General features: G+C 72.0%; 13 protein-coding genes. 2 read left to right on the forward strand and 11 right to left on the reverse strand.

The window, feature by feature from the left end; all coding sequences use genetic code 11:
- Positions 1-55: 55 nt before the first annotated feature.
- The 8 genes from ACIBZJ_RS03595 to ACIBZJ_RS03630 form a co-directional block, all read right to left on the reverse strand.
- Positions 56-1,231 carry a M20 family metallopeptidase gene (locus ACIBZJ_RS03595; RefSeq protein WP_395925050.1) on the reverse strand — a complete coding sequence of 392 codons (1,176 nt, stop codon included), beginning with the start codon at positions 1,229-1,231 and terminating at the stop codon, positions 56-58.
- 19 nt (positions 1,232-1,250) lie between these two features.
- Positions 1,251-1,982, reverse strand: a complete 732-nt coding sequence (locus ACIBZJ_RS03600) for an SDR family NAD(P)-dependent oxidoreductase (RefSeq protein WP_395925052.1) — start codon at positions 1,980-1,982, stop codon at positions 1,251-1,253.
- Positions 1,979-3,406, reverse strand: coding sequence for an aldehyde dehydrogenase family protein (locus ACIBZJ_RS03605; RefSeq protein ID WP_395925054.1), 1,428 nt, complete (start codon positions 3,404-3,406; stop codon positions 1,979-1,981). The genes ACIBZJ_RS03600 and ACIBZJ_RS03605 overlap by 4 nt, the downstream gene beginning before the upstream one ends.
- Entirely contained in the window at positions 3,406-4,257 is an 852-nt protein-coding gene (locus ACIBZJ_RS03610; protein WP_395926005.1) for an ABC transporter ATP-binding protein, read from the reverse strand. The genes ACIBZJ_RS03605 and ACIBZJ_RS03610 overlap by 1 nt, the downstream gene beginning before the upstream one ends.
- A 2-nt stretch (positions 4,258-4,259) precedes the next feature.
- Positions 4,260-5,219 (reverse strand): ABC transporter ATP-binding protein, encoded by a 960-nt coding sequence (locus ACIBZJ_RS03615; RefSeq protein ID WP_395925056.1) that lies wholly within the window; start codon positions 5,217-5,219, stop codon positions 4,260-4,262.
- Positions 5,216-6,013 carry an ABC transporter permease gene (locus ACIBZJ_RS03620; RefSeq protein ID WP_395926007.1) on the reverse strand — a complete coding sequence of 266 codons (798 nt, stop codon included), beginning with the start codon at positions 6,011-6,013 and terminating at the stop codon, positions 5,216-5,218. The genes ACIBZJ_RS03615 and ACIBZJ_RS03620 overlap by 4 nt, the downstream gene beginning before the upstream one ends.
- Positions 6,014-6,075: 62 nt before the next feature.
- Positions 6,076-7,023, reverse strand: a complete 948-nt coding sequence (locus ACIBZJ_RS03625; RefSeq protein ID WP_395925058.1) for an ABC transporter permease — start codon at positions 7,021-7,023, stop codon at positions 6,076-6,078.
- Positions 7,020-8,543 carry an ABC transporter substrate-binding protein gene (locus ACIBZJ_RS03630; protein WP_395925060.1) on the reverse strand — a complete coding sequence of 508 codons (1,524 nt, stop codon included), beginning with the start codon at positions 8,541-8,543 and terminating at the stop codon, positions 7,020-7,022. The genes ACIBZJ_RS03625 and ACIBZJ_RS03630 overlap by 4 nt, the downstream gene beginning before the upstream one ends.
- A 175-nt stretch (positions 8,544-8,718) precedes the next feature.
- Between ACIBZJ_RS03630 and ACIBZJ_RS03635 the strand changes: the two genes are divergently transcribed.
- Complete coding sequence (locus tag ACIBZJ_RS03635) at positions 8,719-9,462, forward strand: FadR/GntR family transcriptional regulator (protein WP_395925062.1); 744 nt, start codon at positions 8,719-8,721, stop codon at positions 9,460-9,462.
- A gap of 100 nt (positions 9,463-9,562) precedes the next feature.
- Positions 9,563-10,879 (forward strand): IS701 family transposase, encoded by a 1,317-nt coding sequence (locus ACIBZJ_RS03640; protein WP_395925064.1) that lies wholly within the window; start codon positions 9,563-9,565, stop codon positions 10,877-10,879.
- A gap of 24 nt (positions 10,880-10,903) precedes the next feature.
- On the opposite strand, the gene ACIBZJ_RS03645 is transcribed toward ACIBZJ_RS03640, so the two are convergent.
- From ACIBZJ_RS03645 to ACIBZJ_RS03655, 3 genes are all read right to left on the reverse strand, one after another.
- Positions 10,904-11,785 (reverse strand): alpha/beta fold hydrolase, encoded by an 882-nt coding sequence (locus ACIBZJ_RS03645; protein WP_395925066.1) that lies wholly within the window; start codon positions 11,783-11,785, stop codon positions 10,904-10,906.
- Between the two features lie 193 nt (positions 11,786-11,978).
- A complete protein-coding gene (locus tag ACIBZJ_RS03650; protein WP_395925068.1) occupies positions 11,979-12,758 on the reverse strand; it encodes an HpcH/HpaI aldolase/citrate lyase family protein in 780 nt (259 codons plus the stop codon).
- Between the two features lie 41 nt (positions 12,759-12,799).
- Positions 12,800-13,657, reverse strand: a complete 858-nt coding sequence (locus ACIBZJ_RS03655; protein ID WP_395925070.1) for a Gfo/Idh/MocA family protein — start codon at positions 13,655-13,657, stop codon at positions 12,800-12,802.
- Positions 13,658-13,708 lie beyond the last annotated feature (51 nt).

Here is a 13,708-nt window from a genome sequence, read left to right on the forward strand (position 1 = left end):
CGAGCGCCCGGCGACGGCCCGGCCGCCGCGGCCGTCCCGGGTACGGACTCCGTGCTCACGCGCCGGTCAGGAAGCGCCTGGCCGCCTCGACGTAAACGTTCATGCTGGTCACGATCTCATCCACCGCGACGAACTCGTCGGCCTGGTGGGCGATCCACTTCCCGCCCGGCCCGTAGACGACCGACAGGATCGACGCGTCCCGGAACAGGATCGTGCCGTCGGTCGTCCCCGGGACGCCGCCGAGGAGTCCGGGCTCGCCGGTGACGGCCTCGTGCGCGCCCAGCACGGCCGCCGCGATCGGCGAGTCGGCCGGGATCTCCACCGGCGGCCGGTCGTCCACCACCTCCACCGACGCCGTGACGCCGTAGGGCTCGGCCGCCGCGCACGCCAGCGCGCGCACCCGGGCGATCACCTCGGCGTGGTCGACGCCGGGCACCGAGCGGACGTCGAGGTGGACGAACGCCTCCGCAGGGATCACGTTGCCCTGTTCCCCGCGCCCGGCCTGGACGACGGTGGGCGTCAGGTAGACCCGGCCCAGGTGCTCGTGCTCGCCGAACCGCTCGTCGAGTTCGCGCTCGTAACCGGCCACGGCCGCCAGCAGCGGCGCCAGCGGCAGGATCGGGTTACGGCCCTGGTGCGGCATCGCGCCGTGGGCCATCGCGCCTCCCAGCTCGACCCGCAGCCGGATCGCGCCCTTCGCGCAGGTGCAGATCTCGCCCGCCTCCGGCTCGCAGATGATCGCCGCGTCCACCTCGGCGGCCAGCGGGCTGCGGGCGAAGTGCTTCGCGCCGAGCATCATGCCCTCCTCGTCCACCAGCGCGGCGACGACGATCCGGCCCGGGAACGGACCGGCGAGCTGGAGCCGGCGGGTCGCGTGGATCATCGCCGCGACACCGGACTTCATGTCGGCCGAACCGCGCCCCCAGAGCACGCCGTCGACGATGTCCCCGCTGTACGGGTCGACGCTCCAGGTGTCGCGCGCGCCCTCGGTCACGACGTCGGTGTGCCCCTCGAACAGCAGCGTCGGGCCGGGGCCGCCGCCGCCGTCCACGACCGCGATCACGTTGGGCCGCCCCGGCGCGACCTCCTCGACCTGCACCGGCCACCCGAACGACCGCATGAGCTCCTCGACGACCGCCGCGGCGGGCGCCTCCGCGGTACCGGCCTCGGGATCGTTGACCGTGCGCAGCCGGACGAGCTGCTGGGTGAGGAGGACGACCTCGTGCGTCATGGCGCGGCCTTTCTCGGAACTAGTTGGGCGGGTCGTACCGGCCGTCCTGGGCGGTCCAGCCGCCGTCGACGGTGAGTACCGAACCGGTGACGTACGTGCTGGCCCGTCCGGCCAGGTACACCACCGCGCCGGCCAGCTCGTCCGGGGTGGACCAGCGGCCCAGCGCCGTCTTCGCCGCGTAGGCGCCGGCCCAGTCCGGGTCGGCGCGCAACTGATCGGTGAGCGGCGTCGCGACGACGCCCGGCCGGATCGCGTTGACCCGCACGCCGGCCGGTCCGAACTCCGAGGCCGCCGTGCGGACCAGCGACTCCAGGCCCGACTTGGTGGCCGCGTACACGCCCTGGCCCGGCTCGACGGTGGCGGCCCTGATCGAGGAGAAGCAGACGATGCTGCCGCCGCCCGCGGCCGCCATCGCCGCTCCGAAGTGACGGATCAGCTGGAAGGACGCGCGCAGGTTCAGGCCGATCACCCGCTCGAACTCCGCGTCGGTGTAGTCGGCCAGCCGTTTCCGGACGTTGGTCGCCGGCGTGAACACCAGTACGTCGAACGGACGCCGGGCCAGCGCGACGATGGCGTCGGCGTCCAGCACGTCCAGTTCCTCGATCCCGTCGGAGGAGTTCTGATCGGCGCGGGTGACCGACGCTCCGTGGGCCTCCAGTGCCTCGGCGGCTTCGAACCCGATGCCGCTGGCCGCACCGACGACCACCGCCCGGACCCCGTCCAGCCGGAACAGGCCCGCATAGCCGGTCACGGCCGGATCACCGCCATCCGGGTCACGGTCAGCTCCTCGATCGCGTAGCGCGGCCCCTCCCGTCCGATCCCGGAGTCCTTGACGCCTCCGTACGGCATCGGGTCGCTGCGGAACCCGGGCAGGTCGTTCACGACCACCCCACCCACCTCCAGCCGGTGCAACGCGGCGAACGCGTGCGCCAGCGAGCGGGTCCAGATGCTCGCGTGCAACCCGTAACGCGAGCGGTTGGCCACCTCGATCGCGGTGTCCACGTCGGGTACCGACCGCACGCACACGACCGGCCCGAAGATCTCCTCGTCCCACGCGTCGACGCCGTCGGGCACGTCCGACAGCACGGTCGGCCCGGTGCCGTCACCGGTGAGGAGCGAGGCCCCGCCCGCCACCGCGGCGTCGACCCAGGCCGCCACCCGCGCGGTGGCTCCAGCGTCGATCAGCGGGGCGACGTCCGTGCCGGGCAACCGCGGATCGCCGACCACCAGCGCCTCCACCCGCGGGGCCAGCAGCGCGAGGAACCGGTCCCGGACCGACTCGACCACCAGCACCCGCTGGACGGAGATGCAGGCCTGCCCGGACGCGTAGAACCCGCCCCGGGCCACGGCCGCGGCGGCGGCCGGCAGGTCGGCGTCCTCGGCGACGATCAGCGCGGTGGTGTTTCCCAGCTCCAGCAGCGTCTTGCGGGGCGCGACGGCCCGGGCGATCCGATGCCCGACCGGCGCCGAGCCGGTGAACGAGACGGCCGCCACCCGGGGATCGGTGGTGAGCGCCGCCCCGACGTCGGCCCCGCCGGTGACCAGCTGGACGGCCGCGGCCGGAACGCCGTGCTCCTCCCCCACCTCGCGCAGCAGGTGGACGAGCCAGAGCGTGGCCAGCGGCGTCTGCGGAGCCGGCTTGACGATGATCGGGCAGCCGGCCGCCAGCGCCGGGCCGATCTTGTGGGTCGCCAGCAGCAGCGGGTAGTTGAACCCGGCGATGCCGACGACCACGCCGATCGGCACCCGCAGGTAGAAGCCGACCATCCCGTCGCCTGCGGGCAGGCCGTCCAGCGGCACGGTCTCGCCGTGGATCCGGGCCGCCTCCTCGGCCGACGTGACGAGCGTCAGCAGGGTCCTGGCCACCTCGGTACGGCAGTCGTTGAGCGGCTTGCCGGTCTCCAGCACCAGTAACCGCTCGAACTCCGGCGCCAGAGCGGTCAGCCGGGCGTGCACGCCGAGCAGCACGTCGTGCCGGACGCGCGTGGGCAGGGCGGCCACCGCCGGGGCCACTTCGGCGGCCGCGTCCAGTGCGGCGCGGGCCGCGTCGACGTCGCCCACCGGCGCTTGTGTCACCGTGCTGCCGTCGTACGGGAAACGGACCGGAGACGTCTCGGCGACCGGGCGCCAGGCCTCGCCGATCGGCAGCCCGGGCGGGACGGGATAGTCGTCCATCACCCCTCCTGTACTTCCCCGGCGCCGGCCGGAGCACTGCCGGCGGCGGTGACCTCGCCGGCCAGACGCTCGGCGTCGACGCCGGCCAGCGCACGCTCGATCGTCGGGATCGCCGCGACGAGCCGGCGGGTGTAGGGCTGCGCCCGGTCGGAGTAGACCTGGTCGGTCGTGCCCACCTCGACCAGTTCTCCGTCGTGCAGCACGGCGACCCGGTCGCACACCCGGCGCACGACCGAGAGGTCGTGGGAGACGAAGACCATCGTCAGCGCGAACTCGTCGACCAGGTCGGCGAGCAGGTTGAGGATCTGCGCCCGCACCGAGACGTCCAGTGCGCTGACCGGCTCGTCGGCGATCAGCACCGAGGGCTGCGGAGCGAGCGCGCGGGCGATCGAGATCCGCTGCCGCTGCCCGCCGGAGAACTGGTGCGGATAGCGGCCGGCCGCGCCGGCCTCCAGCCCGACCGCCGCCAGCAGCTCGCGGACCCGGCCGGCCGGGTCCGGATGCCGGGTGCCGACCAGCGGCTCGCTGACGATCTGACGGACGTTCATCCGGGGGTCCAGTGAGCTCATCGGATCCTGGAACACGACCTGCAACTGCTCGCGCAGGAACCGCAGTTGCCGTTCGCTCCGGCCCGACACCGCCCGGCCGTCGAACCGGACCGCCCCGGACGTCGGCTGGTCGAGCCCGGCGAGCAGCCGGATCAGCGTCGACTTGCCGGAGCCGGACTCGCCGACGATGCCGAACCGCTCGCCGCGCCGCACCGTGAAGCTCACCCCGCGCAGGGCGTGCACCCTGCGCCCGCCGAACCGGCCCCCGCCGTAGACCCGGTGCACGTCCTCGATCTCGAGCAACGTCACGGTGCACTCACCGGATGCCAGCAGGCGTATCCCCCGCCGGGAGCGGGCGTCCACTCCGGAACGCCGGCACAGACGTCGGTCGCGGCCGCGCACCGGTTGCGGAACACGCAGCCGGCCGGGAAGCGGCCGGCGCCGGGCACGCTGCCGGGGATCGTCGGCAGCCGGCCCGTGCCGTCGTCGGCGGTCAGATCGGACGCCGCCAGCAGGCCGGCGGTGTAGCGGTGCCGAGGACGCCGGAACACCTCCGTCACTGTGCCGCTCTCCACGATCCGGCCGCCGTACATCACCAGGACCCGCTCGCAGATCGTCGCCACCACGGCCAGGTCGTGGGTGATGAACAGCAGCGCGCTGCCGTCCTCGGCCACCGCCTGTTCGATCAGGGCCAGCATCTGCGCCTGCACGGTGACGTCCAGTGCGGTGGTCGGCTCGTCGCAGAGGATCACCGCCGGCCGGTTGGCCAGCGCGATCGCCAGCACCACGCGTTGCCGCTGGCCGCCGGAGAGCTGATGCGGATACGCCCGGGCGGTCCGCGGAGGATCCGGCAGGCGCACCCGCCCCAGCAGCTCGACGGCGTGCGCGCGCGCTTCCGCCCGGCTCATCCGGGAGTGGATCCGCAGCACCTCGGCCACCTGGTGGCCGACCCGCTGGGTGGGGTTGAGCGACGTCATCGGCTCCTGGAAGACCATCGTCAGCTGCTTGCCCCGGACGCGGCCCAGCTCCCGCTCGCCGGCACCGATCAGCTCGTGCTCGACCCCGGCCAGCCGGATCGATCCCCGGGCCCGGACGCCGTCCGGCAGCAGGCCCAGCACGCTCAGCGCGGTCAGCGACTTGCCCGAGCCGGACTCGCCGATCAGCCCGACGCGTTCGCCAGGGCCGAGAGTGAACGAGATGTCCCGGATCAGCGGCGTGCTCCCGGCACCGACCGACAGCCCGTCGACCGTCAAGACGGCACTCATCGGTTCTGCTCCAGACGGGGGTCGAACCGGTCGCGCAGACCGTCGCCGAGCAGGTTGAAGCCGAGCACGGCGAGCGCGATCGCCGCGGCCGGCCACAGCGAGAGCAACGGGTCACTGAAGATCAGGGTCTGCGCGTCCTGCAGCATGCGGCCCCACGAGGGGGTCGGCGGCGGGGTGCCGAAGCCCAGGTACGACAAGCCGGACTCGGCCAGCACCGCGATTCCGTAGGAGACCGACGCCTGCACGATCAGCACGCCGGCGATGTTCGGCAGCACGTGCCGGACCGCGATCGCCGGCCCCCGCCGCCCGGCGACCCGGGCCGCGAGCACGTACTCGCTCGCCATCACCTGCAGGGTTCCGGCCCGGGCCAGCCGGGCGAACGCCGGTGCGGTGGCGATGCCGATCGCCAGCATCGCGGTGAGCGTGCTGGCGCCGTAGACCGCGCCGAACATGACGGCCAGCAGCAGAGCCGGAAACGCGAGCAACAGGTCGATGAACCGGCGGACCAGCTCGGAGGTGATCCGCCCGGTCATCGCGGCCGCGATGCCCAGCGGCGTGCCGACGACCGCACCGACGCCCACCGCGATCACCCCGACGAAGAGCGTGGTGCGGGCGCCGACGAGCAACTGGCTGAACACGTCCCGGCCGAGCGTGTCGGTGCCCAGCCAGTGCGCGCCGCTGGGCCCCTGCAGCCGCACGGCAGCGTCGACGTCCGTGGGGTCGAACGGCGTCCAGACGAACGAGACGAGCGCCGCGAGCAGTACCAGCCCGACCAGAACCGCACCGGCGATCATCGTCAGGGAGAAGCGCCGGGGCGTCGACAGGCCGGCCGCGGGGAGCCCGGACTGGGCGATGCTCATGCCGACCTCCGCAGCCGGGGGTCGATCGCCAGGTACGCCAGGTCGACCACGTAGTTGATCACCAGGACGGCTCCCACCAGCACCATCACGATGCCCTGGACGAGCAGCAGGTCCCGGTTGGAGACCGACGTCAACAGCAGGCTGCCCAGCCCGGGGATGACGAACACCTTCTCGATGACGATCGCGTCGATCAGCAGCGCCGCCAGTTGCAGGCCGAGGACGGTGACCACCGGGATGGCGGCGTTGCGCAGCCCGTGGCGCAGAAACGCCCGGCCCGGTGAGAGGCCCTTGGCCCGTGCCGTCCGGAGGTAGTCCTCCCGCAGGACGTCCAGCGTGGCCGATCGGACGTACCGGCTGAGCAGCGCCGCCTGGATCAGGCCGAGCGACAGCACCGGCAGCGCGACCTGTTTGAGGAACGGCCCCGGACCGGCCGTCGGCGGCACCCAGCCGCCGGAGGGCACCCAGTGCAGGCGGACGGCGAACACGTCGATGAGCAGGATCGCCAGGATGAAGCTGGGCACGGCCATGCCCAGCTGGCTGACGCCGGCCAGCGCGGCGCCGTCGGCCCGGCGGGAGCGGACCGCGGCCAGGATGCCCAGCGGCACCGCGAGCACGACCGCGACGATCAGGGCGAGCACCACCAGCCAGAGCGTCACCTGGATCTTGGCCGTGATCTGCGGGCCGACCGCGGCGTTGGTCAGGTACGAGGTGCCGAACGAGCCCCGCACCAGCCCGCCGGCCCAGGACAGGTACTGCGCCACGAGCGGCCGGTCGGTGCCGAACTGGTGACGCAGCTCCTCGACCTGAGCCGGGTTGGCGTTCACCCCGAGCTTCACCGTGGCCGGGTCGCCCGGGAGCACGGCCATGATCAGGAAGACCGCGATCGAGGCGACCAGCAGGCTGGCCACCAGGATCCCGGTCCTGGTGGCCAGACGGCCGATCACGAGCCGCTGCCCCAGCTCACGCCGGTGACGTCGAAGGACTCGGACAGGCCGTTCACCGGCACACCGCTCAGGCCCTTGCGCAGGACCTCGATGTTCGGCAGGAGGAACAACCAATCGCTGACGGCGTCGTCGGAGAGGGTCTTGGCCACCTTCTCGTAGTCGGTGATCTGCTGCTGGGGCGTGCCGGCGTCAGCGGAGGCCAGGAGCTGGGTGACGGCCGGGTTGTCGTAACCCCAGTAGTAGGACTTGTCGCCGTAGGTGGCGATGTCCCGGGCCTCGACGTGGGCGATGACCGACATGTCGAAGTCGTGCTTGGTGAACACCTGGTCGAGCCACGCCGCCGGGAACTGCAGCACCGAGATGGTGGCCGTGATGCCGACCTTGGCCAGGTCGGACTTGACCACCTGCGCGGACGAAACGGCGTAGGGCAGGTTCGGGATCTTGAAGGCCACCGTCGGGTTCTTCACCCCGGACTGCGCGATCAGGGCCTTCGCCTTCGCCGTGTCGTAGGGGTAGGCGTCGGACAGGTCCTGGTACCACGGGTCGGTCGGCGGGACCATGCTGCCGATCAGCGAGCCGTAGCCGCCATAGGCCGCCTTGACCAGCGCCTTCCGGTCGATCGCATAGTTGACCGCCTGGCGCAGCGCCTTGTTCGTGAAGACACCCTTGGCGTTGTTCATCGAGAGCACGACCTCGCCGTTGGTCGTGCCCTGGGCCACCGTCAGATCGGACTTGCTCTTGAACTGCCCCAGGGTGTCGGGCGTCTGGAGCGCGATGATCCCGTCGATGCCACCGGAGAGCAACGCGCTGTTCTCGGCGTTGGTGTCGCTGTAGTACTGGAATTTCACGGTCTTGAGCTTGGGCTTGGTGGCCCAGTAGTCGCTGCGCGCGGTCAGCACGACCGAGTCGTTCCGGTTGAACTGCGTGACGGTGTAGGGCCCGGTGCCGATCGCCGTGTTGGCCAGGTCGGTCACCGCCTTGGGGTCGAACATCGCGCCGACCCGGGTCGTCATCCGGAACAGCCAGTCGTTGCTGGGCTGCTTGAGCACGACCTTGACCTCGGTGGGTGAGACCACCTGCACCTGGTCTACGACGTCCAGGTAGGCCTTGAGCGAGATCTTCCAGGCCGAGCTCTTCACCCGCTCGATGCTGAACTTGACGGTGTCGGCGGTGAACTTGTCGCCGTTCGAGAACGTCGCGTCCGGCTGGAGCTGGAAGTCGTAGGTCTTGTTGTCGGGCGAGACCGTCCAGGACTTGGCCAGCGAGCCGACGATCTTGCCGTCCGGGCTGAGCTTCACCAGGCCCTGATAGACGTTGTCGAGCAGTACCTGGGGGATCGCCGCCCCGTCGGTGGTGGTGAAGTCCAGGTTGTCGGGCGCGGCGGTGAAGCCGAACGTCGCCGTGGTCTTCGTGCTGGTCGAGCCGCTGCCGGACGAATCGTCACCGGCCGAACAGGCGGTGGCGGCCAGGCACAGCGCTAAGGCCCCGATCGCCGTGCTCAGCACTCTCCGTGTGGCCAAGGCTACACACCTCCACAACGCCTTCACTGGTCAGACCAGTCCACTAGGGTGTTGGCCGAAAGCCTGGCACGCGGTGGAATTCGGGTCAACGATCAGACCTGTCCCCACCGATGACAATTCCGTTTCGCTATTTGTTACGCACCGATTACCGCGCACGGAGGGAGGCGAGCGGTCGATGTTCGAGCCGGTCCGGCCGGTCCGGGCCTACGAGCGGGTCGTCGAGCAGATCGAGTCCGCACTCCGGCGGGGAGACCTCCGCGCCGGGGAACGGCTGCCCAGCGAGCGCGAGCTCATGCGCCAGTTCCAGGTCTCCCGCTCGACGGTCCGCGAGGCGCTGCGCGTCCTGGAGAGCAACGGCCTGCTCCGCTCCCGGCAGGGTGACCCACAGGGCGCCGAGTTACTGCCGCTGAGCCCCGACACCCTGCGCCGCCCGATGGACAAGCTGGCCCGCTCGGGCGAGATCTCGTTCGAAGATCTCCTGCAGTTCCGGATCCTGCTCGACGGCGCGGCCTCCTATCTGGCCGCGCGGCTGCACGACGAGACCCAGATCGCCGCGATCCGGTCCGCGCTCGAGCGGCTGCACAGCACCGTCGGCGCCGGCCGCACCGCCTGGAGCGAGGCCGACGTCGCCTTCCACGACGCGATCGCCCAGGCCACCGGCAATCCGCTGCTCCAGATCTGCAGCGCGGTGGTCCGCTCGGTAGCCACCGGCATGATCGAGTCGGAGATCGCCGAGGCGGGAGACAGCGCGGGGCTGATGGATCGGTGGGTGCGCCAGCACAGCCGGCTGTTCGAACTCATCGACGCGCGCGACGGCGTGGAGGCCGCCGCCCAGGCCCGCCGCGACCTGCTCGAGGAGTACGGCGTCCACCTGCCGGCCGACCGCAGGCAACTCCTCGCCGACTGGATCGGGTCTTAGTACTCCAGCCGTAAGTCCTGGGATGGCGGCAGGGCGGTCCGGGACGTAGGACGGCCACCGGTGATCCTCGTCAGTTGTGTCGACATCGGACGATCAAACGGTGGCCGCTGGCCACAGGGTAGGACCCGCACGCTGGGAAACGGAAACCGACCTGCTCTTCACCCGGGTCGCTCCCCGGTTCCCACGCTCGACGACCCTGCGCCGGGCCCGCGCGTTCGCCCTCGGTCTGCTGGCCGAGCTGCCCCGCAAGAACTGCTGGACCCTGGCCGAACACGCAGGCGACCCTGATCCCCATGGCATGCAGTACCTGCTGGCCCGCGCCGTGTGGGACACCGACGGAATGCGTGATGACCTGCGCGGATACGTCACCCAACACCTCGGGGACCCCTCCGGTGTCCTCGTGGTGGACGAGACCGGCGACCTGAAGAAAGGCACCCACACCGCCGGGGTCCAGCGTCAATACACCGGCACCGCCGGCCGCATCGAGAACGCGCAGGTCGCCGTGTATCTGACCTACGCCGGCACCAGCACCACCGGCGCGCCCGGGCACGCGATGATCGACCGGGAGCTCTACCTCCCGAAATCCTGGACCCAGAACCCCGAACGATGCGCCGCCGCCGGAATCCCCGATGACATCGCGTTCGCGACCAAACCCGCACTGGCCACCACCATGCTCGCCCGTGCTCTGGACGCCGGAATCCCGGCGTCATGGGTCACCGGAGACGAGGTCTACGGCGCCGACCCCCACCTACGGGCCGCCCTGGAAGACCGCCAGGTCGGATACGTCCTGGCCATCGGCTGCAACCGGCAGGTCCCCACCGCCCTGGGCCCGGTCCGCGCAGACGCCCTGATCAAAACCGTCCCGAAACACGCCTGGCAGCACCTCTCGGCCGGACCCGGCGCGAAAGGCCACCGCTTCTATGACTGGGCGCTGATCGACCTGCCCGCACCGCCCAGCGCCACGGGCCGCTGGTGGCTGCTGGCGCGCCGCAACCATCGCACCAGTGAACTGGCGTTCTACCGCTGCTACGCACCCCGACCGGTTCCACTGCTCGAACTGGTCCGCGTCGCCGGACGCCGATGGACCGTCGAAGAGTCCTTCCAAGCCGCCAAAGGCCTCACCGGTCTCGACCAGCATCAGGTCCGCCGCTGGCTGTCCTGGCGCCGCTGGACACTCCTGGCGATGCTCGCCCACGCCCTACTCGCCGTGCTCACCGCGACCGAACACGCCGCGGCTCCGCCGCCGGACGGCATGATCCCGCTGACCTGCAACGAAATCGCACGACTGTTCAACCGGATCATCATCAACCCCACCCGCCGAATCCAGGACCCCTGGACCTGGGCAACCTGGAGACGACGCCACCAACACCGCGCCCAAACCAGCCACTACCAGCGCCAACACACCGCCAGACCATAACCACAGCGACTTACGGCTGGAGTATTAGGCGTCCAGGAACTCGCCGAGGGCCGCGGCCAGGGCGGCGGGTTGCTGCTCCTGGACGTTGTGGCCGGCGTCGATCTCGACGATCGTGGCGCGCGGCACCCGGGTGCGGAACTCGTCGACCGTCGCCGGGCCGAGGTAGCCGTGTGCGCCGCGGACCAGCAGGACCGGGACCTCGGAGTTCTCGAGCGCGGGCCACAGATCGCGGAAATCGACGTCGAGCCGGCCGCCCGGCGGAGGGCTGGCGAAGTGGTGCTTGAACACGATCGTGCCGTCGGGGCGCACCCGGGTGTTCAGCGCCACTCCCCGGGCCAGCGCCGGCCGGGAGGAGCCGATCCCCGCGGCCAGCGCCATCTCGACCACCTCGTCCCGGGATCCGAACACGAGCGGACCGCTGAGGAAGTCGCGGACCTGGGCGGAGTCTTCCGGCCGCAGGCCCGGGCTGACGTCGACCAGTACCAGCCGCTCGACCAGGTCGGGCCGCGCCTCCAGCAGGGCGGCGCCGGTCAGGCCACCGAGCGACTGGCCGACGACGGTCTGACGCGTCCCGGGCCCGACGGCGTCGAGGACGGCGGCCACCGCCCCGGCGTTCGGACGCGGGGCGTAGTCGAAGTCGTCCCGCCACTCGGAGTCACCGTGGCCGGGCAGATCCAGCGCGAGGGCGGGCCTGCCCAGCGCGAGCAGCGTCCCGTCCCAGGTGTGGGCGTTCAGGCCGCCGCCGTGCAGCAGCGTCAGGCGCGGGTCGTCGCCCCACCGCAGGGCGCTGACCGCGCCGGCCGGGGTGCTGACGCCGAAGCGGCGGACCGTCGGCAGGACCGCCGGGGCGCCCACCTCGGCCGCCTCCTCGGCGAGATACGAGAACTCGTCCGGCTCGTCGCTCACGTCGTGCCCCCTCGACCGGTCGGGTCATTCGCCGACCGGAGCCTAGCCGGGCCCGCCGGAAGCGCCCGAGGTCGTGGCCGCGCTACTGCGGGAGTGGTGGCGCGGCTGAGCCGTGGGCGCCCGCAAAACCGGGGTCACCTGGTGTCCGGCGGCCCGCGCGGCGACGTCGAAGCTGGTGACCTTGCGGGACATGTCAGTAGCCGGTGCCGTTCGGGGTGGCCCGGGAGTCCTGGAGAGCCAGACGGGCGCCGGCCCGCAGCAGGGCCAGGTCGTTCCCGGGGGTGACGAAGTCGTAGCCCAGCGCCGTCAGACGTGCGGCCACCTCACCGTCGGGACAGAACGTGCCCGCGTAGATCCCGGCGTCGTGGGCGGCCCGGAGGATCGTCTCCCAGGCCCGTTCGACCTCCGCCGGTGGTGGCACCTGGCCGGGCCGGGCGCCGAGGGCGAGCGCCAGGTCGTTCGGGCCGACGAACAGCCCGTCGAGACCGGGGGTGGCCGCGATCGCGTCGACCGCTTCCAGCCCCGGCGCCGATTCGATCATCGCCCACGCCATCAGCGTGTCGTCCGCTCCGTCGACGTAGCCGGGACCGCCGTACAGCAGTGCGCGCCCCGGCCCGAAGCTGCGCCGCCCGGCCGGTGGGTAGCGGCACGCCGCGACGAACGCCTCAGCGTCGGCCGGGCTGTCGATGCCCGGGCAGATGATGCCGTAGGCGCCCGCGTCGAGCAGTTTGCCGATCACCGCCGGGTCGTGGCTCGGGCAGCGGGCGAACGGCTCGGCCGGCCCGGCGCTGATCGCCTGGAGCAGACGGATCGCGGTGTCGACGCCGAACATGCCGTGCTGGAGGTCGACGGTCACGGAGTCGAACCCGGCGTGCGACAGCGCCTCCGCGACGTACGGGCTGTCGTTCGACAGCCAGGCATTGACGGCGGTGCCGCCACCGCTCAGCAGGGTTCGAACCGCACTTGCGCGCATCTGAGGCTCCTTGTTCGGACTACGTATGCGGAGCGCGGCGGTCAGAGCGCGGCCTGGGCCGCGGCGAGGAGCCGCTGCAGCCGGACTCCGCGGTGGACGTCGCTCGCCGGGCTCCGGCCGCCGGCGACCGCGTCGCCGAACGTCTCGGCGATCCGGCGCTGGATCGTGGTGGGGAACTCGGCACCCGGGTCGCCGAGGACGATGCGCCCGGCGTCGGTGATCGCCTCGCACTTCAGCGGTCCGTGTGCGCCCGGCGTCGCGATCGAGAGAACGGCGGAGCTGACCGCGCCGCCCTCGTGCTCGAGCGTCACGGCGGTGACCGCGCCGGCCCGGCGGGCGTGCACGACCGTCGCCGGTCCGGCGGCGGCCTCGAGCAGGTCGAAGACGTGCGGCCCGACGTCGTGGAGGGCCGCCTCGGGCTGCCGCCAGGGTGTGGCGAAGAACGAGCCGGGCATTGCGCCGCTGCCGACGAACTCGGCGCGCAGCACGCGCGGGCCGGCGCCCCTGACCTCGTCGACGAACGCCGGCACGGCGGACGACCAGCGGTTGGTCAGCATGAGCTGGGTGACCACCCCGGCGTCGTCCGCCGCCGCGGCGATGCGCTCGGCGTCCTCGACGGTGAACGCGAGCGGCTTCTCGAGCAGCAGGTGCTTCCCGGCCGCCGCCGCTCGCGGCGCGAGTTCGGCCTGCACGTCGGGAGGAACCGCGAACGCCACCGCGTCGCAGGTGTCGAGGAGCGCGTCGAAACTGCCGGCGACCGGAACCCCGAGTTGTGCCGCCGCCTCGGGGCGCCGCGCCCAGACCGCGACGAGCGCCGTCCCCGGCCCTGCCGCCAGCAGCGGCCCGGTGAAACTCGTCGCCCAGGGTCCGGCGCCGACCAGGCCGACACGCACCACCATCGAAACCGGACCTCCCGATAAGTTTCGCTCGATCGTATCGTCCGGGGCCGA

This window comes from Cryptosporangium sp. NPDC051539, assembly GCF_044454545.1.
In the GTDB taxonomy this organism is placed as follows: Bacteria; Actinomycetota; Actinomycetes; order Mycobacteriales; family Cryptosporangiaceae; genus Cryptosporangium.

What these genes read in the sequence shown, in the direction of transcription:
- ACIBZJ_RS03595 (WP_395925050.1), bottom strand. Translation starts at nt 1,231, where the DNA reads ATGACGCACGAGGTCGTCCTCCTCACCCAGCAGCTCGTCCGGCTGCGC.
- ACIBZJ_RS03605 (WP_395925054.1), bottom strand. Translation starts at nt 3,406, where the DNA reads ATGGACGACTATCCCGTCCCGCCCGGGCTGCCGATCGGCGAGGCCTGG.
- ACIBZJ_RS03615 (WP_395925056.1), bottom strand. Translation starts at nt 5,219, where the DNA reads ATGAGTGCCGTCTTGACGGTCGACGGGCTGTCGGTCGGTGCCGGGAGC.
- ACIBZJ_RS03620 (WP_395926007.1), bottom strand. Translation starts at nt 6,013, where the DNA reads ATGATCGCCGGTGCGGTTCTGGTCGGGCTGGTACTGCTCGCGGCGCTC.
- ACIBZJ_RS03635 (WP_395925062.1), top strand. Translation starts at nt 8,719, where the DNA reads ATGTTCGAGCCGGTCCGGCCGGTCCGGGCCTACGAGCGGGTCGTCGAG.
- ACIBZJ_RS03650 (WP_395925068.1), bottom strand. Translation starts at nt 12,758, where the DNA reads ATGCGCGCAAGTGCGGTTCGAACCCTGCTGAGCGGTGGCGGCACCGCC.
- ACIBZJ_RS03655 (WP_395925070.1), bottom strand. Translation starts at nt 13,657, where the DNA reads ATGGTGGTGCGTGTCGGCCTGGTCGGCGCCGGACCCTGGGCGACGAGT.